Source organism: Phenylobacterium sp. (genome assembly GCF_016124325.1).
Lineage (GTDB): Bacteria > Pseudomonadota > Alphaproteobacteria > Caulobacterales > Caulobacteraceae > Phenylobacterium.
Genome location: NZ_WGNY01000022.1, coordinates 107986 through 126387, shown reverse-complemented (window position 1 = coordinate 126387; position 18402 = coordinate 107986). Strand labels below are relative to the sequence as shown.

Sequence of the window (18402 nt, the reverse complement as noted above, 5' to 3'; positions counted from 1 at the left end):
AGGCCATGCGCCAGGGCTCCGCTCAATCTGGATGGTTGGGATGGGCCTGGCGTCGGACCGAGCCGACGCCAGGCCCGGAGCGGTCAGCCGACGTCGTAGAAGTCGCCCAGGGGTTCGATGCGCTCACCCTCGGGCTGACCCTTGGTCAGCCGCTTGGCGCCCCCGAAGCAGATCAGACCGATCCGGCTCAGCATGCGGATCCTCGACATTGGAATCTCCTTTTCGACAGAACCACCACAGAAACGTGGTCGAATAGGAGGAGAATAAGTGTAGTATATATTCAACATATATTCTCTATACATAAGAATATATTCTTTGATCGGACAGCACGTGCTGGATCGCCAGCGCGTTTTCGCGCCGCCGCTCATGATAGGCGGCGATCAGTTCAGATGTTGCGAGCTCCCCGGCTCGGCTCAGGCCCAGGAGTTCGTCCACGCCGTCAGTGAAGACGCTGAACTCGGCCCGCCGGACATTGCCCAGGCGAATTGAAAGCGAGGCGTGCGCGCTCACGAGCAGCCTGTCGCCGGACGCGGCGACCAGATCCTCGAAGACCGAGGCCGTGGTCCGGATCAGGTTGATTGCGGGAGAAGGGTCGATCGTAGCATTGGGCGAGGTTTCGCCGGGCGCCCGGGTCGGCGAGGCGGAACCTCGGGAAACTTCGGCCTTCCGCAGGGCCGCGTCGACATAGAGTTCATGGAGGTTGTAGAGGGCGATGAGGTCGCCGACCTCGATCCGCCAGCAGCAATAGCCCTTGCCCCGGCGATCGTCGATCAGCCCCTCGCCGGCGAGCCAGGCCAGGGCTTCGCGAATCGGCGTCGTGCTGAACCTAAGCTCCGTCGCGAGCTCGGCGATGGTCAGCGGCTCGCCTGGCGGATAGACCCCGTCTCGCAGGCGCCCTCGCAGCGTCGCCAAGGCCGTGCCGAATGGATCGCGACTGCGCGCCAAGGACGCACCTATCGAATAATTGAAGCCGTCAGTGATCAGCTTATCGACCACATCAGGATGATGTCACCGCGCAAATGGTGTCGAGAGCCAATTCCGAACAGTGTTTTTCCGTATTGGGCGATACCTGCCGCTCATTAATTCAATATATGGCGGGGAGACCGCCAGAATGTGGCGGACTTGTATCTCAATAGCTCGAACACACAGCTCGACTTAGCGATTGATCATTGTAGACCTGACGCGGCATCATACCCTCGCATGACGAGTTGAAGTTGGCCGATTCCCGCATGGGTTTATTGCACCAAGACATGATCGATTCAGGGCGGCCGCTGAATGTTCCCCTCATCTCCTGACCGGGCGACGCTCACCAAGCTTCTGGCCACCACCCTGCGCACCATCCGACATCGCCGGGGGCTGACGGTGAAGGCGGCGGCGCGGGCGATGGGGATGTCGCTGCGCTCCTACGAGCGCTTCGAAGCCGCCGAGAGCGAGATCCGTCTTGATCGTCTCTTCCTCTTCGCGCGGGTCATGAACAGCGATCCCCTGGCGCTGATCGCAGGCCTCTACCTGGCGAGCCCCAGGCTCGCCGCGGACTGCAGCGACAACAAGCTGATGCTGATCCACGCAATGGCGCTGAAACGGTTCAACGCCGAGGTGGGCGACGCCATCGAGCAATTGGACGCCATGACGCTGATCACCGCCTATTCGCGCACCTATGAGGGCCTGGCGCAGCTCCTCGAGCAACGACGCGCCTGGGCGGCCAACTGGCTCTCTGAGGCGCCGCCGGATGCGGCGTCACCCAGCCAGGATCCCGAAGACGATGAACCGGACTGAGCGCGAAGGCATGGACAGATCGCGGTCGCGCGGCCTGCCCCAGCGGCCCGCGCGCGGCCCGGCGGCATACGAACCACGCGGCCGACCCGCGACCGCGGCATCCTCGGAGCTACGATGAGAAGGATTGCTGTCAAACTGAGCCCGCGCCAGATCCAGTGCCTCGACCTGGTGCGCCTGGGCCGAACCTCGCCGCAGATCGCGCAGGTCCTGGGGCTCTCCGCCCGGACAGTCGATCAGTATGTCGCAGAGGCGTGCGCACGCCTGCAGGCCCGCAATCGGACGCACGCCGTCGCCGAATCCCTGCGGCTTGGGCTGATCAGCCAGACCACCGCAACCGCCTCGAGACCGTCTCGCGGCGTTCGCTGATCGGTCTGGTCATACCGTCGTTCTACGGATCGGGCCTTCTACGGACCGGAATTGTGCGGAATTGCGCATCGCCGGATCGGCGTGAGAGCCTGTATCCCGAGATGGTTGGCTCGTGTGGGAGCGCTTCATGTCCGTGGATCGCGACCTCGCCCCGACGCCAAGGCTTGACGCCCCGCGCATGTGGCTCGTCACCGAACGCCAGCTCGAATGCCTCGCCTGGGTGCAGGAGGGCAAGAGCGCCAGCGACATCGCCGGCATACTGGGCCTCTCCGACCGGACCGTGGAAGGCCATCTCCTCAAGCTTTGCGGCCACCTGGGCGTCAAGACACGGATCCAAGCGGTCCTGAAGGCCCGTGATCTGGGCCTTCTCAGCGCCGACGGCACCGTAAGCTTACCCGGCCTCCCCAGGTAGGCTTACGTCTCGCGCGACGAGCCCCATCACCGTCAAGCTTCGGGCCGGAGGTGAACCTCATGGCCGAACCAAACCCCCGCATGATGTGGCTCATGGAGCGCAACTGACATGGAGCTCAGCCTCGCCGACACCCTCGCGCTGTCACAGCAGTGCGCACCCGCCGTGGCGGCCGAAACCCTGCTTTCGGTCGTGCAGGTCGAGAGCCGCTTCGATCCGCTGGCCATCGGCGTGAACGGCAGACCTCGGATCGCCGTGCGGGCCGCGACGCCGAAGGATGCCGCCGTCAAGGCCTCGGCCCTGATCGCGCAGGGGCGCAGCGTCGACCTCGGCCTGGCCCAGATCAACAGTCGGAATCTCGATCGGCTTGGCCTTACGGTGGAGACGGCCTTTGATCCGTGTCGCAACCTTGCCGCAGCAGCGCGATTGCTCCAGGCGGGGTACGAGGCCGAGGACGATGCGCAACCGGCCTTGCGCCGGGCGCTCTCCCGCTACAACACCGGCGACCCGCGCCGCGGATTGATCAACGGCTACGTCGCCAAGGTCGAGCGGGCCGCAGTCGAGGTCGTGCCGGCGATCCAGGCCCTGCCGCCCTGGCCGACGTCGCCGGCGCCACCGCCGGCCGATCCACAGCCCGCGTCCTGGGACGTCTTCGGCCAGACTGGACCTGCCGGCTTCGTCATGCGGGTCTCGGCGCCGGGAGAGGCGCCATGAGCCGCCGTCCACTTGTATTGCTGGCCCTGGCCGGGCTGATCGCGGTCGCCGCCGGCCCCGCCCATGCGCAGAGCGTCGGCGGCGATATCGGCGGCTTCATCCAGAACATCATCGACCTGCTCAACAGCAACGTCATACGGGGATTGGCGATCATCGCCATCATCGTCACCGGCATCGCCTGGATGTTCGGCCATCTGGACATGCGCCGGGCCGGAACGGTGATCATCGGCATCATCGTCATCTTCTCGGCCGCGGCGATCGTCGATCTGATCACGGGCGGGAGCGGGGGTTAGGGCGATGTCGTCTGACACCGAGGAGCGCCTGGCGGAAGACGTACTGTTCCTGGCCTGCACCCGGCCGGCGATGGTCGGGGGCGTGCCGATGGAAGCCGTCGGCCTCAACCTGATCGCTTCGGCCACGGTGTTCCTGGCCGCGCATTCGCCCGCCTGGTTGCTGATCGCGCCCGTGCTGCACGTGGTCTTCAAGGCGGTCTGCAAGCACGACCACAACGCCTTCCGGGTCTTGTGGATGTTCGTGGACACCAAGGGCCGGTCGCGCAACGGTGCGACCTGGGGCGGGAGCTCGGCGACGCCGCTGCCGCTGAAGCGGCGCTACAGCCTGCAGGAGGCGATGCGTGGCTAGGCTCGCTCTCCAGCCCCGGCCAGCGGCCTCGGCGCTCGCCCGCGACCTCGACCCGCGCGCATCGTTGCCCTACGCCCGTCACGTCACCGACCATGTCGTCGCCCTGGACACCCAGGCGCTCATGCTTTCGTTCCAGCTCGACGGGGCGAGCTTCGAGACCGCCGACGTCCGTGACATCAACGACCTGCACAGCAAGCTCAACGGCGCCTGGCGCAACCTCGCCGACGACCGGCTGGCGGTGTGGCATCATCTCGTCCGTCGCGAGCACGTCCTGAGCGATGGCGGGGGCTATCCCGAGGGACGCTTCCGCTCAGCCTTCGCCGCCGACCTCGACGTCCGCTACCGCGCCCGGCTGGGGGCGAGCCAGATGTTCGTCAACGAGCTCTACGTCACCCTGGTCCTGCATCCGGGCCGCGATGGCCCCGAGCGGATCGGCGCATGGCTGGGCAGGCCCCGCCGCCCGGTCGCCGAGGAGAGCGACGCGGTCCGTCGCCTGGAAGACGCTGGCCGCGACCTGGCGCAGGTCCTTGGTCGCTACGGCGTCCGCCGGCTGGGGCTCTATCAGCACAATGGGCTGTGGTTCTCCGAACCCATGGAAGTGCTGCGCCTGGTGCTGACCGGCCGGCGCGAGCGCGTGCCGCTCATCCGCGGCCACCTGGGATCGGCGATCTACACCGCTCGGGTGATCTTCGGCCGTGAGGCCCTGGAGATTCGAGACGCCGCCGAGGCCCGCTACGCGGGCATGTTCGGGATCAAGGAATATCCGGCCACCACGCGGCCTGGCCTGTGGAACGGCCTGCTCTCGGCGCGCTTCCCGCTCGTCGCCAGCCAGTCCTTCGCCTTCCTCTCCAAGCCCGCCGCCCGGGCGGTGATGGAGCGCAAGCAGAACCAGATGCTCTCGGCCCGGGACCGGGCGGCCTCGCAGGTCGAGGGGTTGAGCGAGGCCCTGGACGAGCTGATGTCCGGCCGTTTCGCCATGGGCGATCACCAGGCCAATGTCCTGGTCCATGGCGACGACCCGCGCCAGCTCGCCGAAAACCTCTCGGCGGCCCGCGCCATGCTGGCCGACGCCGGCCTAGTGGCGGCGCGCGAGGACCTGGCCCTGGAGGCGGCCTTCTGGGCGCAGTTTCCGGGCGCCTTCAGCCGCCGGGTGCGCCCGGCCGCCATCACCTCGCGTAACTTCGCCGGCCTCGCGCCCTTCCATACCTATCCCGCGGGCAAGGCCGAGGGGAACCACTGGGGGCCGGCGGTCGCGCTCCTGCGCACCTCGGCGGGCTCGCCGTTCCACTTCAGCTTCCACGTCGGCGACACCGGACACACCTTCATCTGCGGGCCGACCGGCTCGGGCAAGACGGTGGTCCAGAACTTCATGCTGGCTCAGCTCGAGAAGTTCGGGCCGCAGATGGTGTTCGTGGACAAGGACCGCGGCGCGGAGATCTTTGTGCGGGCCTGCGGTGGGACCTACCTCGTCCTGAGGATGGGCGAGCCTACCGGCTTCGCGCCCCTGAAGGCGCTGGACTTCACCCCCGCCAACCGCCTCTTCCTGGCCGGGCTGGTGCGCAAGCTCGCCACGCCGAGCGATCGGAGCCTCACCGCCCAGGAGGCGCGGGCCATAGACGAGGCCATCGCGTCGCTGGCGCCATTGCCCCCGGCCCAGCGGTCGCTGTCGGCGCTGAGGGCGCTGCTGGGCCAGCGCGACGGCGGCGGGGCCGGCGCGCGGCTGGAGCGATGGTGCAAGGGCGGCCCGCTCGGATGGGTGCTCGACAACGACGCCGACGCTCTTTCGCTGGACGCCCGGTTCCTCGGCTTCGACGTCACCCACTTCCTGGACCACGCCGAGATCCGCACGCCGATCATGATGTACCTGCTGCACCGGCTGGCCGCCCTGCTGGACGGCCGGCGTCTGGTGCTGGACATCGACGAGTTCTGGAAGGTGCTCGACGACGAGGCGTTCCAGGACCTGGCGAAAAACGGGCTGAAGACCTTTCGCAAGCAGAACGCCTTCGTGGTCTTCGGCACCCAGTCGGTGGCCGACGCCATGGAGTCTAAGATCGCCCACACGATCCTCGAACAGTGCGTCACCAAGATCTACCTGCCCAACCCCTACGCCCAGGCCAGACACTATGTGGAGGGCTTTGGCCTGACGCAGCGGGAGTTCGCCCTGGTGCGCGAGGAGCTGGCCCCGCAGTCCCGCCAGTTCCTCATCCGGCAAGGCCTCGACTCGGTCGTCGCCGAACTGCGCCTCGACGGCCTGGACGACGACCTGGCCGTGCTTTCGGGCCGCACCGAGACCGTGGGCCTGCTCGACAGCATCCGCGCCGAGCATGGCGACGATCCCGCCGTCTGGCTCGACCCATTCCACCAAGCCCGGAGGGCCATGCGATGAAGAAGATGCTCGTGGCGGCTTCCGCCGCCCTGGTCCTCAGCCTGGGGACGTCGAGCGCCCAGGCGCAAATGATCGTGCACGACCCGACCAGCTACGCCAAGCTGATCGCCCAGGCGCAGACGGCGCTGGATCAGCTCAATGAGCTGAAGGCCCGCGTGCAGCAGGGTCGGGAGCTGTTCACCAGCCTCAACGAGGCGTCGATCGTCAGCACCATCGCCGGCCAGCTCGGGGTTCCGGAGCTGCGCGAGTTCCTGCCGCAGATCGATGCGTTGGCGGCGGCGGCCAAGGGCGATCTCGCCTCGCTCGGGAAGATCGGCCAGCGCGCCGATGAAATCCGTGCGGGCCTACGCCTCTACACGCCGGCTGACGGGGATCAGATCGGCGCGGAGATCGAAGCGGCCGGCGACCGGGCGGCGCGGGACCTGGCGCTCGGCGAGGCGGTGGCCACCGCGGGGGCCGAGCGGCTCGAGGGCCTAAAGGCGCTGCAAGCCGCTATCGACAGCGCGCCGAGCGCTCGCGCGGTGCTCGACCTTCAGGCCCGCGCGGCCACCGAACAGGCGATGGTCGCCAACGACCAGATGCGGCTCCAGGGCCTGGCCATGGCCCAGGCGGCCGAGGACAGGCTTCAGGCCCAGCGCGAGCGCGAACGGATGATGGCCGAGCGTGAGGCGCGGATGGCCGCCTACAAGCGGGGATTCTCGTGATCGGCCGCCTCCCCGCCGTCCTGGGACTGGCCGGGCTCGCGGCCTGCACGCCGGCGCCGCGCAGCGCCAGCTACTTCGAGGCGCACCCCAGGCAAGCCGAACAGGTCGCCGCCGACTGCGAGACCGGCGCGCATCGCGGCCGGGAGTGCGGCGAGGCCCTGGCCGGCTTGGCTGCCGCTCAGCGCAGTGCGCGCATGAACGCCTATCACAGGGTTTTCTGAGGAGGCGCCGGTGGAGCCGCTGAGCATATTCCAGCCGGCCTACGGCTTCGTCGACGACAGGCTCGGCGTCTTTCTGGGGGAGCGGACCTCGGCGGCGATCGCCGTGGTCGCCGGGCCGCTGCGCGCGGCGCTCGTGCTCTACGTTCTGCTCTATGGGTTCGCCATCCTGCGGGGATCGATCTCCGAACCGATCATGGATTTCGCCATCCGCGGTCTCAAGCTGGCGATCATCTACATGCTGGCGACGACCACGGCCTATTCGAGCTGGGTCACCGATCCGCTGTTCTTCGTCCTGCCGAACACCCTGGCCGAGGCGGTGAGCGGAGCCGGCGCGCCCGACGTGGGGGCGGCCTTCGATCAGTTCTTCAATCGCGCCGCCTACCTCGCCGACAAGATCGCCCAGCGGGCTACCCCGATCGATTTCGGCCCCTGGATACTGGCGGCGGTGGTCTATCTGGTCGGCGCCCTGGCGGCGGCCCTGGGGTTCGGCGTCGTGCTGATCGCCAAGGTCGCCCTGGCGCTCCTGGTGGCGCTCGGCCCGATCTTCATCGCCTGCGCCCTGTTCGAGGCGACCCGACGCTACTTCTTCGGCTGGCTCAGCCAGGCGGTGAACTACCTCGTCCTCTTCGCCCTGATCATCGTCGTCTTTCAGCTCATCCTCTCGCTGGTGGGCGACCAGTGGGGCCAGATCGACGGCGGGGATCCGATGGCCGGGGGCCTGCTGTTCGTGGCCCTGTGCATCCTGGGCGCCATATTCTTCCTCCAGACCCCGGCCATCGCCGCCGGGATCGCCGGCGGCGCCAGCGCGGGCCTCGCCGACTTCGCCAACGCGGCCAGCGTGCGCGGCGTCCCGCGGTCCGGCGCGCCGCAGGGTCCGCAGGAGGCCGCCCGCAGCGCGCCGCGTGGCGGCGGAACCATCCGCCCGGCGGGAGCCCGGTGATGCGCACCGCCCTGCCCATCGTGGCCGTCGTCCTGGCGCTCGCCGGTTGCGCCGGCCTCGGCAAGGAGACAGCGCCAGCGTGCGACGGCAAGCACCGCCGGCCCGCCAACCCCTATGGCTCGGTGCTCGATCCGGCCGCGCCGCCCACAGCGGCCAAGCCGGACAGGCTCTCGGCCCTGGCGGCGGCTCCTCGGAGCTGTGGCGAATGACCCAGCCGCGCGATCTCAAGGTGTACTTCGACGAAGCCAGGAGCTGGAACGCCGACCTGGTCCGCGCCGCCGAACGCTCGCGCCGGCTCGCCTGGGGCGCCGCAGCCTTCGCCAGCCTGGTCGCGGTCGTGGCCGTGGGCGCGGTCGCCGCGCTTGCGCCGCTGAAGACCGTCGAGCCGTTCGTCGTGCGGGTGGACCGCGCGACCGGCGCTGTGGACGTGATGACCGCGCTCAAATCGGAGACGCCGCTGACCTACGACGAGGCGGTCACCAAGCATTTCGTGGCGCAGTACGTCCGCGCCCGCGAGGGCTGGCTTGCGCCAGCGGCCGAAGCCAATTTCCGCCAGGTCTCGATCATGTCCACCCCGGCAGAGCAGCAACGCTGGGGCGACGCCTTCCGCCCGACCAACCCGCAAAGTCCCCAGGTGGCTCTCGGCCCGGCGGGCGAGGCCCAGGTGGACATCCGAGCCATCAGCTTTGTCGCCGACGGCGTCGCCAGCGTCCGCTTCCACCGCACGGTGAGCCAGGGCGCACGGGTGGCCGAGAGCGACTGGATCGCAACGGTCGCCTATCTCTACACAAAGGCGCCGATGGCCGAGGGCGACCGGCTGAAGAACCCGTTGGGGTTCCAGGTGACGAGCTACCGGGCCGATCCGGAGGTGGCGCGGTGAAACCTCTGGCCGCAGCCCTGACCTGCCTGGCCATGACGGGCGCCATGTTCGCAGCGGCTCCGGCCGCCCTGGCGCAGGGCTCCCCCAAGGCCGGCCCGTCGGACCCACGGATCAAGGTGGTCGACTATGACCCCTGGGCGGTGGTCAGGATCACCGGTGTCTTCCGCACCGCGACCCAGGTCCTGTTCGGCGCCGACGAGGCGATCCAGCACGTCGCCGTGGGCGATGCGACCGGCTGGGACGTAGCGGCCGAAGGCAACATCCTGTTCGTCAAGCCCAAGGCGCCGCGCGCGCCGACGAACCTCCTCGTCACCACCAGCCGGCCGGGCGGGGCGCGCCACTACACCTTCGAGCTGGCGACGCGGGCGGGCTCGTCGGCGCGAGGCACGAGCGACACGGTGTTCGGCCTGCGGTTCCGCTACCCGGCGGACGAGGCGGCCAGGGCCGTCGCCGCCCTCACCGCCGAACAGGCGGCGATCGAGCGCAAGGTGCTGGAGCTGAAGCTCGAGCGCGCCGTGATCGAGGGCCGGCGCAATCTGGCCTATGCCGTTCAGGGCTCGACGGCCCTGCAGCCGTCTGAGATCTCGGACAACGGCCGGTTCACGGTGATGCGCTTCCCAGGCAATCAGCCCGTTCCGGCCCTCTACGAGGTCGCGACCGCCGGGACCGAGAGCCTGGTCCCGCTCGACGTCCGCGGCGAATTCGTGGTGGTGCACGTGGTCGCCCGCGAGCTGCGCCTGCGCCGGGGGCGCGAGGTGCTGTGCATCTACAACGAGGCGTTCGATCCCCATGGGTCCCGCCCCGGGACCGGCACGGCCGCCGACGACGTCGAGCGCACTGACAAGCCAGGATCGAGGCCATGACCGACGCCGATCCGACGCCGTCCGCCGCCGAGCGGGCCATCTCGCCGGTCGCCGGCCGGCTGGGCGCCGGCTTCGCCGGCAAGGCCGTGGTCATGGCCGCCCTGGTCGCCGGCTGCGGCGTGTTCGTGGCCGCCACCGGGGGCCATGACAGGCAGAAGACCGAGCGCGCGCCGGTCCAGCCGGCCCGCCAGGTCGTGCCGTTCGAGCCGCTGCGCGCCGAACCGACCCTGGCGTCGTCGGGACCCGAGGCCCCCGCCCTCACGCCCATCGCCGACGGCCGGGAGGTCCCGGCCATTGAGCCGCGCGCGGGCGCCCCCGATCCCGAGGCGCAGCGACGGGCCGAACTGGCGGCGATCCGCGCCGCGCCCCTGGTGGCTTTCAGCCGCAGCGGCGGCGCAGCGGCCGCCGACGCGCCGGCGTCCATGCGCCAGGCGGACGCCCGTGAGCCGACCGAGCTCGACCAGCTCCGGCGCGGCTCCGCCATCGGCCGGGCCCGCGCCAGCCGGCTGCCCGACCGCAACTTCCTGATCGTCGCCGGGGCCGCAATTCCCTGCATCCTCCAGGCGGCGATGGACACCGCCACGCCGGGCTATGTGAGCTGCCTCATTCCGAGGGACGTCTATTCCGACAACGGCGCCGTGGTCCTCATGGACAAGGGAACGCGGGTGCTGGGCGAGTACCGTTCTGGAATGCGCCAGGGCCAGAAGCGGCTCTTCGTGCTCTGGACCCGCGCGGTCACGCCAGCCGGGGTGGCGATCAGCCTGGCGTCGCCCGCGACCGACCCCTTGGGACGCGCCGGGTTCGGCGGCGATATCGACACCCATTTCTGGGACCGCTTCGGCGGCGCCCTGTTGCTGTCGGTCGTCGATGACGGGGTCTATGCGGTCGCAGGGAACGACTCCCCCTCCGGGACGGCGCGCCTGCCGTCCGACGCGGCGGCGATCGCCCTGCAAGGCTCGATCAACATCCCGCCGACCCTGACCAAGCCGCAAGGGTCCGAGGTCTCCATCTTCGTCGCCCAGGATTTCGACTTCTCCGGCGTCTACGCCTTGAGGGCGAGGTGAGCCCATGGGCCAGGACGCCACGGTCCTCCACCACTACCTCGCCCCGCTTCAGCATGCCCTGGAGCCGGCCGACGTCACCGAGCTGGTGGTCAACCGGCCCGGCGAGCTCGGCATCGAGCGGCCCGGCGGCTGGACCTGGCGCGAGGCGCCCGAGCTGACCGAAGCCTGGCTTGCGACGCTGGCGAAGGCCGCGGCGGCCTATACGACGCAGGACGTGACCGAGGAGACGCCGATCTGCTCGACCGTCCTGCCGTGTGGCGAGCGATGCCAGATCGTGCTGCCGCCGGCCGCCGAACACATCTCCATCACCATCCGCAAGCCCTCGGCCGCCACGTTCGACCTGGAGGCGCTCGCGCAGGCCGGGCTATTCGACGCCGTGGCGGTGGCGAGCGGCGACCTATCCGAGGCCGAGGTGCGGTTGACGACCCTGCGCGACGCCGGCGACTGGCCGGCCTTCTTCCGCCTGGCCGTCCAGGCGCGCCGCAACATCCTGATCTCCGGCGCCACCGGCTCGGGCAAGACCACATTCGCCAAGGGCCTGGTCCGGCTGATACCGCCCGAGGAGAGGCTGCTGACCATCGAAGACGCCCGCGAGCTGATCCTGCCGCACCGCAACGCCGTCCACCTCCTCTACGCCAAGGACGGCCAGGGCCTCGCCCGGGTCGGCGTCAAGCAACTCCTGGAGTCGGCGTTGCGGATGCGGCCCGACCGCATCTTGCTTCAGGAGCTGCGGGACGGGACGGCGTTCTTCTACCTGCGCAATGTCAACACCGGCCACCCGGGCTCGATCACCACCATCCATGCCGACAGCGCCATGCTGGCGTTCGAGCAACTGACCCTGCTGGTGAAGGAGTCCGAGGGTGGCCGGGACCTGGCCCGCGGCGATATCCGCACGCTCCTCCAGCTTCTGGTCGACGTCGTGGTCCAGATGCGCCGCGAGGCTGGACGGTTCCGGATCTCCGAGGTCTGGTATGACCCGGTTCTCAAGCGCGCCCTGGCCGCTTAAGGCGGCCTATGTGGCCGCACTCGCCGTCGGCGCGCTTGCGGCGGTCCTGGCCGTGTCTATCGTCGTCGCGCTCGTGGGGTTGAAACGGCTCTCCGCCGACATCGACCTCGCCGCGATCCCCGGCTGGTTCTGGTATTTCCGCGGTGATCCGGAGGTTCGCCGCTGGGCCGGCGTCGGCCTGGCCTCGGCGCTCGGCCTGGCGGCGTCCATCGTTCTTGGCGTTGGGCGCAGCCTTCGCCCGCCGCTGTACGGCGCGGCGCGCTGGGCGAGCGAGACCGAGCTGACGCAGGGCGGTCTGCGCGCCCGCCAGGGCGTCGTGCTCGGCTGGAGCGGCGGCCGCCTGCTGACCTTCGGAGGGACGGAACACGTGATGCTCCATGCGCCCACGCGCTCGGGCAAGGGCGTGGGCGTGGTCATCCCGAACCTGCTGACCTGGCCGGACTCTGTCGTGGTCCTGGACGTGAAGCGGGAGAACTGGACCGCCACAGCGGGCTTCCGCGCCACCCATGGCCAGGAGGTGGTTCTGTTCGATCCCCTGGACCCGGACGGCCGCACCGCGCGGTTCAATCCGCTGGGCCACATCGACAGGGCCGATCCCATCGCCGTGCTGGACGAACTGCAGAAGCTCGCGGTGATGCTGTTTCCGGCGCCACATAACGCCGACCCGTTCTGGGCCGAGGCCGCACGGACCGGCCTGATCGGCGTGGGCGCCTACGTGGCCGAGACGCCCGAGCTGTCGTTCAGCTTCGGGGCGATCTACGCGGAACTGACCGAGGGCGATCCCAAGACCCGCCTGCCGGCGGTCATGGCCGCCTGCGCGGATGCGGGAAGGCCGCTCTCGGCGGGTTGCGCCAATGCGCTTTCCGACTTCTGCTCGGCCTCGGAGAACACCTTCGCCGGGGTGAAGCAGACCATCACCAGCCGGCTCGGCCTATGGCTCAACCCGCGCGTCTGCGCAGCGACGCAGGCCAGCGACTTCGACCTGCGCGACCTTCGGGAGCGTCGGATCTCGCTCTATCTATGCGTCTCGCCCGACAACCTCGCCAGGGTCGCGCCTCTGTATGGCCTGCTGCTGCAACAGCTCGTGGACCTCAACACCCGCGAGCTTCCGGGCGATGGCAAGCATTCGGTCCCGGTCCTGATGCTGATGGACGAGTTCGCCAGGTTGGGTCACGCCGCCGTGCTCGCCCGCAGCTTTTCCTATGTGGCGGGCTATGGCCTGCGGCTCCTGCCGGTCCTCCAGAGCCCGGCGCAGCTCCGCGCCGAGTACGGGCAGGACCTTGCCGAAGAGATCATGGCCAACTGCGGCGTGGAGATCGCGTTTGCGCCGAAGGAACTGAAGGTGGCCCAGGACCTCTCCGAACGCCTCGGCTACTGGACCTATCAGGGGCGCTCGCGCAGCCGTCCGACGCTGCTCTCGGCCGGACATCGCAGCACCACCGAGTCCGACCAGCGGCGTGCGCTGATGTTGCCGCAGGAGCTGATCCAGATGCCGCCGAGCCGGCTTCTGGTCTTGCGCGCCGGGATGCCCCCCGCGCGGGGGCGCAAGGTGGTCTACTGGCGCGAGCGCGCATTCGCGCGTCGTGTCCGGCCGCCGCCGACGGTGGACGCCCATCCCGGCGTCGGCGCCCCCCAGCCGAAAGCGCTGGGGGTTCCAGCACCCGCAAAGCCGGCGCCGCGCGTGCAGACCAAGGCAAGGGGCGACATGGACGACCTGACGCTTGATCTGGTGGCGCCCGCGCTCGAGGCCGCCGGCCTGGAACCGCTGCCGCCGCAAGGCGCGAGCGAGGCCCAGGTAGAGGCCTGGGTCGATCGGTTCATCGACGCCTCCATCAAACCCGCCGCCCAGGAGATCGACCATGCCCGATGATCCCTCCGTTCCGAACACCTTGAGCCCCGGCGTCCGTGGCCGTTCGACCGCCGAGGGCGACGTGCCTGAGCGGCTGCGCCGCCGCTACTATCTCGACGGCCGCGGCGGGGCCGGCCTGGGCTTCTATGTGGACGCCAGCGTCAAGGCGCCGGCGTTCCGTGACGAAGGGCGGCGGCTCGCCGCCGTCAGGACCGATCCCAATGCGATCCGCGACATGGCCGCCATCGCCCAGCACCGCGGCTGGACGATCGTGGCGGTGCGCGGGTCTCCCGGCTTCCGGCGGGAGGCCTGGCTGGCGGGCAGGACACTGGGGATCGAGGTGCGAGGCTACAGGCCGAGCGAGCGCGACGTCCAGGAGCTTGACCGGCGTCTGGATCGACGCCGGGCGCGCGAGCGCGCCGGACCTGTCATCGATCGCGCCGACAAGGCCCGCTCACCGGTCGGGCCCGAAGTGCGGGAAGCGAAGCGGCCGGCTGAGAGCGCGCGCGACCAGCTCCGGGTTGTCGAGACGGTCGTCCGCAGCCGATTGAGGGACGCCGCCGCCCGGGACCGGATCATCGCCAAGGCCCGTGAACGGGTGTCCGACCTCCTGCAGCAAGGCGCGAGGTTCCGCCCATTGGGGATGGAGAGGCCCGCGCCTGGGACGCCTCGCGGCCGCGAGCGGAACAGGTAGCGAAGGATCAGGCCGCGGCGGCCTCCGCGCGGGGATGGACCTGGACCGCCACATCGACCTCCTGGCCCAGGCGGTCGAGGATGTTCATCAGCCGGTCGACGGTGAAGCGGCCGAGCTTCACCTGGCGGATGCGGGAGAAGTCCGCCGCGGCGATCCCGGTCAACTCCTGAGCCTTGCGGATGGTGAGACCCCGATCGTCCAGCACGCCGATGATCTTCGCCGCCAGGATGGCGCGAAGCTGCTCCAGGTTCGGGTTGGGAAGGCCAAGGTCACGGAAGACATTGCCGCCGCCGTGAACCAGCTCCAGGTCGTCGCTCATTTCAGCGCCTCTCTCAGTCTCTTGAGCCGTTCTCGCACCACGTCGATCTCGTGCTTCGGCGTGGCGATTCCCTTGGTCGCCTTCTTCTGGAAGGCATGGATCACCCAGATCGCCTCGCCAATCTGAAGCGCGTAGACGACCCGGAAGGCGTCGCCGCGATACTTTAGCGCCAGCTCCATCACGCCGGAGCCGAGCCCGGTCAGGGGCTTGGCGATGTCCGGCTTGCGACCTTCGGCGATGATCGTGAGCGCGCCGGCGAACCTCGACCGAGCATCCTGGGGGAACTCGGCGAATTCGCGCTGCGCGGCCTTGATCCAGCCGATCGGCCGTGTATCTCTGGCTTTTGTCATGATGGCAAATTTGACATCAAACCGCAAGCCGGACGTTGAGGCCCCCAGGCGCACGGGCCATAGGCCCTCACGGTGGATCTATCGGGTCGCCCGAACGCGTGGTGCGGGTGGTCGGACTCGAACCGACACTCCATACGGAAGCGGATTTTAAATCCGCTGCGTCTACCATTTCGCCACACCCGCGCGCCGCCGAAGGTGCGCACCACCGCCTTTGAATGGCACGAAGCGCGGGCCGCCGTCCACGGCCGACGTCGCCTCAAGCGCCTTGTCCAGCCCGCGTGCGTGCTTTTCCTTTCGGCGCCCTGGCGCGCGGCGCCGCAGCCGATTTGCGGGTCTTGCGGATGTTGATGACGGCTGCGTCGAGCGTGTTCTTGATATGGGCGGCGTAGTGTTTCTCGATCATCTCGACGCTGGTGCGGCAGTTCTTCGCGATCTGGTAGATGTCCGCTCCCTCCATCAGCCGCAGGCAGATGTAGGTGTGCCGCAGGCTGTAGGCCGTCCGCGGCCGACCTTCGCGGTCGTGCTTCAGGTCGAGGTCCTTGAGGACGCTGTTGAACAGCTCGCGCTGGACCTTGCCAAAGACCAGGTCGGTCGCGGCGCCGCCCTTCCGCGCCCGCACCCTTTCGAAAGGCCGGACAGCGCCGGGCATGCTCTTGCAATAGCCGGTCCCTCGCTTGCCGCGCACCTCGATCTCCAGGATGCGCGTGCCGGTGTCCCTGTCCGTCACGATGGTCACGTCGCGGAACTGCAGACGCACCGCTTCGTCGGGCCGCAGCCCAGTGTTGCCCATGAACAGGATGAAATCGTGGAGCTGCGCGTTGGCGTCGCGCCAACGCTCTGCCTTCGGGCTGCGAGCCCGCTCCCGCGTCGTCTCATAGAGGCGCGTGTATTCTTCGAGCGAGAACCAGGCCCGGTGCGAGACCTTGGCGGACGCTCGGTAGGGTTCGGACATGTCCGGCAGGGCCGAGATCCAGCCTTTGCGGTTGGCGGCCTTCAGAACCTGCCGGAGGCAGACGATCTCGTTGTGGAGCGTGCTGCGGCTTGGCCGTCGCCAGCTTCGCGGCCGGCCGATCAGCGTCCGCCCCTTGCACTTGTAGTAGGCCGCTTTCAACTCCGCCGGCGGCGTGAGGCGGTGGACCCGATAGTCCTGCACACGGCCGGCGTCGACGGCCGACAGTGGAAGATCGCCGAACGCGGGAAGCAGATAGAGACGCAGGACGCGCTCCTTGGAGTCGATGTACTGCGGGTTGCGCTCTCCGTGCATCAGCGTCCTGTACTCGCGGAGGAAGGCGGTCGCAGCTTCGCGGAACGTCCTCTCCCCCGGAATACGCCTGGGCGGCGGACGCGCCACCGCGACTCCAGCTGGCGCCGGCAGCATCCCGCGCCGGCGAAGGCGATCTTCGGCGACCTGATCCTGATACCAGTCGCGGGCGTATTCCACGGCCAGCGCCAGGTTCTCTTGGCCGGTCGTATGACGGTGGTTGCGCCCGCTCAGATAGACCGCGCACTGCCAGTATCGGCTGTTCTCCCGCCGATAGACGTAGACCTTGCCATCAATGACTCTATGGCGTTCGGACATGACGCCTCCCGGCCCGCCTCCGGCCCTCCCCGGGAGGTTACGAAAACGGCGGGAGACGCCCAACACGTAGGTCTACGGGCTGGACGCTGGTAGAACGTCCACTGGCGTTCGCCAGAGCTGGTGGGCGCGCCCCTCAAGCCGCGGAACGTGATTTCCGCGGTTTGGCGGCCTTTCGGACATTGATGGCGGAGGCGTCCACTACGTTCTTGAGGTGGGCGGCGTAGTGTTTCTCGATCATCTCCACGCTGGTCCGGCAGTTCTTCGCCAGCTGGTAGATGTTCGCCCCTTCCAGCAGCCGGAAGCAGATATAGGTGTGACGCAGGCTGTAGGCGGTACGGGCGTTGCTGTCCCGGTCCTTCTTGAGTCCAAGCTCGGCCAGGATCGCGTTCATCAACTCCCTCTGCACCGATCCGAACATCAGGTCCTCAGGGTTCGGCTTGTTCCGCTTGAGCATGCGAGTGAAGGGCTCGACCGCTTCGGGCATGCTCTTGCAGTAGCCGACGCCGCGCTTCCCGCGCACCTCGATCACCAGGATGCGTTCGCCGGTGTCGTCATCCACGACAATCGAAACGTCCCGATATTCCAGGCGCGAAGCCTCGTCGGGACGAAGGCCGGTGTTCACCATGAAGACCACGTAGTCGAGGAACTGTTCGCACTCGCCCTTCCAGCGGTCGCGCTTGGGGGCCTGCGCCCGCTTGAGCACGGCCTTGAAGAACCGCGCATACTCCTCTGGCGAGAACCAGGCCCTATGGCTGATCTTGCCCGACGCCTTGTAGGGCGCTGACATGTCCGGCAGACCGTTGATCCAGCCGTTACGGCTGGCGGTCTTCAATACCTGCCGGAGGCAGACCATCTCTTTGTGGATCGTGCTCCGGCTGGGCCGGCGCCACGCTCGGGGCCGGCCAATCAGTTCCCTGTCGCCGTGCTTGTATCGCCGCGCTTGAGGCTTCGCCGGGGGCTCGACCCGATGGAGCCGATAGTCACGGATGCGACCAGCCGTGACCTCGGACAGCGGCGAGTTGCCGAAGAACGGAATGAGGTGGAGGCGCAACACACCCTCCTTCGAGGCCACATACTCCTCGTTCCGCTCGCCGAGCGTAAGCGCCCTGTACTCGCGCAGGAACTCCGCCGCGGCCTCGCGGAAGGTCTTCTCGATGATGATGCGCCGCCTCGGCGGCTCGGGGGCGCCCTGGGGCGCCTGCGGAAGCTCGACGCCACGTCGCCGAAGCCGGTCCTCGGCCACCCGGTCGAGGAACCAGTCTCGCGCGAACTCAATGGCGTAGGCGAGATTCTCCTGGTGGGTCGTCTGGCGGTAGTTCCGACGGCCGAGATAGACAGCGCATTGCCAGTACCGGCTGCTTTTCCGGCGATAGATGTGGACGCGACCGTCCATGATCGTATGGCTGTTCGTCACAGGACCTCCATCTGCCCGAAGGCAAGTGTGTAAGACCTGTGTCAGGACCGGAGCTATATAAGCTATTGATTTAGCTTATAAAAAATCTCGATCTCGTTTTAAGTCCGCTGCGTCTACCCGTTCCGCCACGCCCGCGCCCCGCCACCGATAGTCCATGCCCGGCGCAGGGCTCAAGCCGGCGTGATCGCGGCTTGGCTCGGCGTCGCAATCGGGGGCATCATCCCGG

At 68.6% G+C, this 18402-nt stretch carries 23 protein-coding genes and 1 tRNA gene; 17 read left to right on the top strand and 7 right to left on the bottom strand.

From position 1 onward, the window contains the following. Positions 1–83: 83 nt before the first annotated feature. Together GC203_RS14035 and GC203_RS14030 are read right to left on the bottom strand one after the other, a co-directional pair. Positions 84–209 carry a hypothetical protein gene (locus tag GC203_RS14035; protein ID WP_293455518.1) on the bottom strand — a complete coding sequence of 42 codons (126 nt, stop codon included), beginning with the start codon at positions 207–209 and terminating at the stop codon, positions 84–86. 85 nt (positions 210–294) lie between these two features. Then, on the bottom strand, positions 295–996 hold the full coding sequence (locus GC203_RS14030; RefSeq protein WP_293455516.1) for a winged helix-turn-helix domain-containing protein: 702 nt from the start codon (positions 994–996) through the stop codon (positions 295–297). Between the two features lie 279 nt (positions 997–1275). Between GC203_RS14030 and GC203_RS14025 the strand changes: the two genes are divergently transcribed. The 17 genes from GC203_RS14025 to GC203_RS13945 all read left to right on the top strand — a co-directional run bounded on the left by GC203_RS14025 (position 1276) and on the right by GC203_RS13945 (position 14514). Next, positions 1276–1776 carry a helix-turn-helix transcriptional regulator gene (locus tag GC203_RS14025; RefSeq protein WP_293455514.1) on the top strand — a complete coding sequence of 167 codons (501 nt, stop codon included), beginning with the start codon at positions 1276–1278 and terminating at the stop codon, positions 1774–1776. A gap of 114 nt (positions 1777–1890) precedes the next feature. Beyond that, the gene (locus tag GC203_RS14020; RefSeq protein ID WP_293455513.1) at positions 1891–2142 is read left to right on the top strand and encodes a helix-turn-helix transcriptional regulator; all 252 of its coding nucleotides are present in this window, start codon (positions 1891–1893) and stop codon (positions 2140–2142) included. 127 nt (positions 2143–2269) lie between these two features. Then, entirely contained in the window at positions 2270–2554 is a 285-nt protein-coding gene (locus GC203_RS14015; RefSeq protein WP_293455511.1) for a helix-turn-helix transcriptional regulator, read from the top strand. Positions 2555–2662: 108 nt separating this feature from the next. Beyond that, complete coding sequence (locus tag GC203_RS14010) at positions 2663–3265, top strand: lytic transglycosylase domain-containing protein (RefSeq protein ID WP_293455509.1); 603 nt, start codon at positions 2663–2665, stop codon at positions 3263–3265. Beyond that, positions 3262–3558: a TrbC/VirB2 family protein gene (locus tag GC203_RS14005; RefSeq protein ID WP_293455507.1), complete on the top strand. Its 297-nt coding sequence runs from the start codon at positions 3262–3264 to the stop codon at positions 3556–3558. The genes GC203_RS14010 and GC203_RS14005 overlap by 4 nt, the downstream gene beginning before the upstream one ends. Before the next feature lie 4 nt (positions 3559–3562). Beyond that, positions 3563–3907 carry a type IV secretion system protein VirB3 gene (locus GC203_RS14000; RefSeq protein WP_293455505.1) on the top strand — a complete coding sequence of 115 codons (345 nt, stop codon included), beginning with the start codon at positions 3563–3565 and terminating at the stop codon, positions 3905–3907. Further along, entirely contained in the window at positions 3900–6293 is a 2394-nt protein-coding gene (locus GC203_RS13995; RefSeq protein ID WP_293455503.1) for a VirB4 family type IV secretion/conjugal transfer ATPase, read from the top strand. The genes GC203_RS14000 and GC203_RS13995 overlap by 8 nt, the downstream gene beginning before the upstream one ends. Next, positions 6290–6997 (top strand): type IV secretion system protein, encoded by a 708-nt coding sequence (locus GC203_RS13990; RefSeq protein WP_293455501.1) that lies wholly within the window; start codon positions 6290–6292, stop codon positions 6995–6997. Before GC203_RS13995 ends, GC203_RS13990 begins: the two co-directional genes overlap by 4 nt. Then, the gene (locus GC203_RS13985; protein ID WP_293455499.1) at positions 6994–7218 is read left to right on the top strand and encodes a hypothetical protein; all 225 of its coding nucleotides are present in this window, start codon (positions 6994–6996) and stop codon (positions 7216–7218) included. Before GC203_RS13990 ends, GC203_RS13985 begins: the two co-directional genes overlap by 4 nt. 10 nt (positions 7219–7228) lie before the next feature. After that, the gene (locus GC203_RS13980) at positions 7229–8158 is read left to right on the top strand and encodes a type IV secretion system protein (RefSeq protein ID WP_293455497.1); all 930 of its coding nucleotides are present in this window, start codon (positions 7229–7231) and stop codon (positions 8156–8158) included. Continuing rightward, positions 8158–8367, top strand: a complete 210-nt coding sequence (locus GC203_RS13975) for a hypothetical protein (protein WP_293455495.1) — start codon at positions 8158–8160, stop codon at positions 8365–8367. Before GC203_RS13980 ends, GC203_RS13975 begins: the two co-directional genes overlap by 1 nt. After that, positions 8364–9038: a VirB8/TrbF family protein gene (locus GC203_RS13970; RefSeq protein WP_293455493.1), complete on the top strand. Its 675-nt coding sequence runs from the start codon at positions 8364–8366 to the stop codon at positions 9036–9038. Before GC203_RS13975 ends, GC203_RS13970 begins: the two co-directional genes overlap by 4 nt. Continuing rightward, complete coding sequence (locus tag GC203_RS13965) at positions 9035–9901, top strand: TrbG/VirB9 family P-type conjugative transfer protein (RefSeq protein ID WP_293455491.1); 867 nt, start codon at positions 9035–9037, stop codon at positions 9899–9901. The genes GC203_RS13970 and GC203_RS13965 overlap by 4 nt, the downstream gene beginning before the upstream one ends. Next, entirely contained in the window at positions 9898–10965 is a 1068-nt protein-coding gene (gene virB10, locus GC203_RS13960; protein WP_293455489.1) for a type IV secretion system protein VirB10, read from the top strand. The genes GC203_RS13965 and virB10 overlap by 4 nt, the downstream gene beginning before the upstream one ends. Before the next feature lie 4 nt (positions 10966–10969). Beyond that, a complete protein-coding gene (virB11, locus tag GC203_RS13955; protein WP_293455487.1) occupies positions 10970–11971 on the top strand; it encodes a P-type DNA transfer ATPase VirB11 in 1002 nt (333 codons plus the stop codon). Next, on the top strand, positions 11937–13841 hold the full coding sequence (locus GC203_RS13950; RefSeq protein WP_293455485.1) for a type IV secretory system conjugative DNA transfer family protein: 1905 nt from the start codon (positions 11937–11939) through the stop codon (positions 13839–13841). The genes virB11 and GC203_RS13950 overlap by 35 nt, the downstream gene beginning before the upstream one ends. Further along, the gene (locus GC203_RS13945; RefSeq protein ID WP_293455483.1) at positions 13831–14514 is read left to right on the top strand and encodes an LPD7 domain-containing protein; all 684 of its coding nucleotides are present in this window, start codon (positions 13831–13833) and stop codon (positions 14512–14514) included. The genes GC203_RS13950 and GC203_RS13945 overlap by 11 nt, the downstream gene beginning before the upstream one ends. A gap of 7 nt (positions 14515–14521) precedes the next feature. On the opposite strand, the gene GC203_RS13940 is transcribed toward GC203_RS13945, so the two are convergent. The 5 genes from GC203_RS13940 to GC203_RS13920 all read right to left on the bottom strand — a co-directional run bounded on the left by GC203_RS13940 (position 14522) and on the right by GC203_RS13920 (position 18176). Then, on the bottom strand, positions 14522–14833 hold the full coding sequence (locus GC203_RS13940; RefSeq protein WP_293455481.1) for a helix-turn-helix transcriptional regulator: 312 nt from the start codon (positions 14831–14833) through the stop codon (positions 14522–14524). Continuing rightward, a complete protein-coding gene (locus tag GC203_RS13935; RefSeq protein ID WP_293455479.1) occupies positions 14830–15210 on the bottom strand; it encodes a type II toxin-antitoxin system RelE/ParE family toxin in 381 nt (126 codons plus the stop codon). The genes GC203_RS13940 and GC203_RS13935 overlap by 4 nt, the downstream gene beginning before the upstream one ends. A gap of 72 nt (positions 15211–15282) precedes the next feature. Next, positions 15283–15366: transfer RNA gene (locus GC203_RS13930), tRNA-Leu, on the bottom strand. A gap of 73 nt (positions 15367–15439) precedes the next feature. Next, positions 15440–16762 (bottom strand): site-specific integrase, encoded by a 1323-nt coding sequence (locus tag GC203_RS13925; protein ID WP_293455477.1) that lies wholly within the window; start codon positions 16760–16762, stop codon positions 15440–15442. Between the two features lie 133 nt (positions 16763–16895). Continuing rightward, positions 16896–18176, bottom strand: coding sequence for a site-specific integrase (locus GC203_RS13920; protein ID WP_293455475.1), 1281 nt, complete (start codon positions 18174–18176; stop codon positions 16896–16898). Positions 18177–18402 lie beyond the last annotated feature (226 nt).

Excerpts from the sequence above, each read along its gene's own strand:
- GC203_RS14035 (WP_293455518.1), bottom strand. The coding sequence starts at position 209 with ATGTCGAGGATCCGCATGCTGAGCCGGATCGGTCTGATCTGCTTCGGG.
- GC203_RS14025 (WP_293455514.1), top strand. The coding sequence starts at position 1,276 with ATGTTCCCCTCATCTCCTGACCGGGCGACGCTCACCAAGCTTCTGGCC.
- GC203_RS14020 (WP_293455513.1), top strand. The coding sequence starts at position 1,891 with ATGAGAAGGATTGCTGTCAAACTGAGCCCGCGCCAGATCCAGTGCCTC.
- GC203_RS14015 (WP_293455511.1), top strand. The coding sequence starts at position 2,270 with ATGTCCGTGGATCGCGACCTCGCCCCGACGCCAAGGCTTGACGCCCCG.
- GC203_RS14010 (WP_293455509.1), top strand. The coding sequence starts at position 2,663 with ATGGAGCTCAGCCTCGCCGACACCCTCGCGCTGTCACAGCAGTGCGCA.
- GC203_RS14005 (WP_293455507.1), top strand. The coding sequence starts at position 3,262 with ATGAGCCGCCGTCCACTTGTATTGCTGGCCCTGGCCGGGCTGATCGCG.
- GC203_RS14000 (WP_293455505.1), top strand. The coding sequence starts at position 3,563 with ATGTCGTCTGACACCGAGGAGCGCCTGGCGGAAGACGTACTGTTCCTG.
- GC203_RS13990 (WP_293455501.1), top strand. The coding sequence starts at position 6,290 with ATGAAGAAGATGCTCGTGGCGGCTTCCGCCGCCCTGGTCCTCAGCCTG.
- GC203_RS13975 (WP_293455495.1), top strand. The coding sequence starts at position 8,158 with ATGCGCACCGCCCTGCCCATCGTGGCCGTCGTCCTGGCGCTCGCCGGT.
- GC203_RS13970 (WP_293455493.1), top strand. The coding sequence starts at position 8,364 with ATGACCCAGCCGCGCGATCTCAAGGTGTACTTCGACGAAGCCAGGAGC.
- virB10 (WP_293455489.1), top strand. The coding sequence starts at position 9,898 with ATGACCGACGCCGATCCGACGCCGTCCGCCGCCGAGCGGGCCATCTCG.
- virB11 (WP_293455487.1), top strand. The coding sequence starts at position 10,970 with ATGGGCCAGGACGCCACGGTCCTCCACCACTACCTCGCCCCGCTTCAG.
- GC203_RS13950 (WP_293455485.1), top strand. The coding sequence starts at position 11,937 with ATGACCCGGTTCTCAAGCGCGCCCTGGCCGCTTAAGGCGGCCTATGTG.
- GC203_RS13945 (WP_293455483.1), top strand. The coding sequence starts at position 13,831 with ATGCCCGATGATCCCTCCGTTCCGAACACCTTGAGCCCCGGCGTCCGT.
- GC203_RS13940 (WP_293455481.1), bottom strand. The coding sequence starts at position 14,833 with ATGAGCGACGACCTGGAGCTGGTTCACGGCGGCGGCAATGTCTTCCGT.
- GC203_RS13925 (WP_293455477.1), bottom strand. The coding sequence starts at position 16,762 with ATGTCCGAACGCCATAGAGTCATTGATGGCAAGGTCTACGTCTATCGG.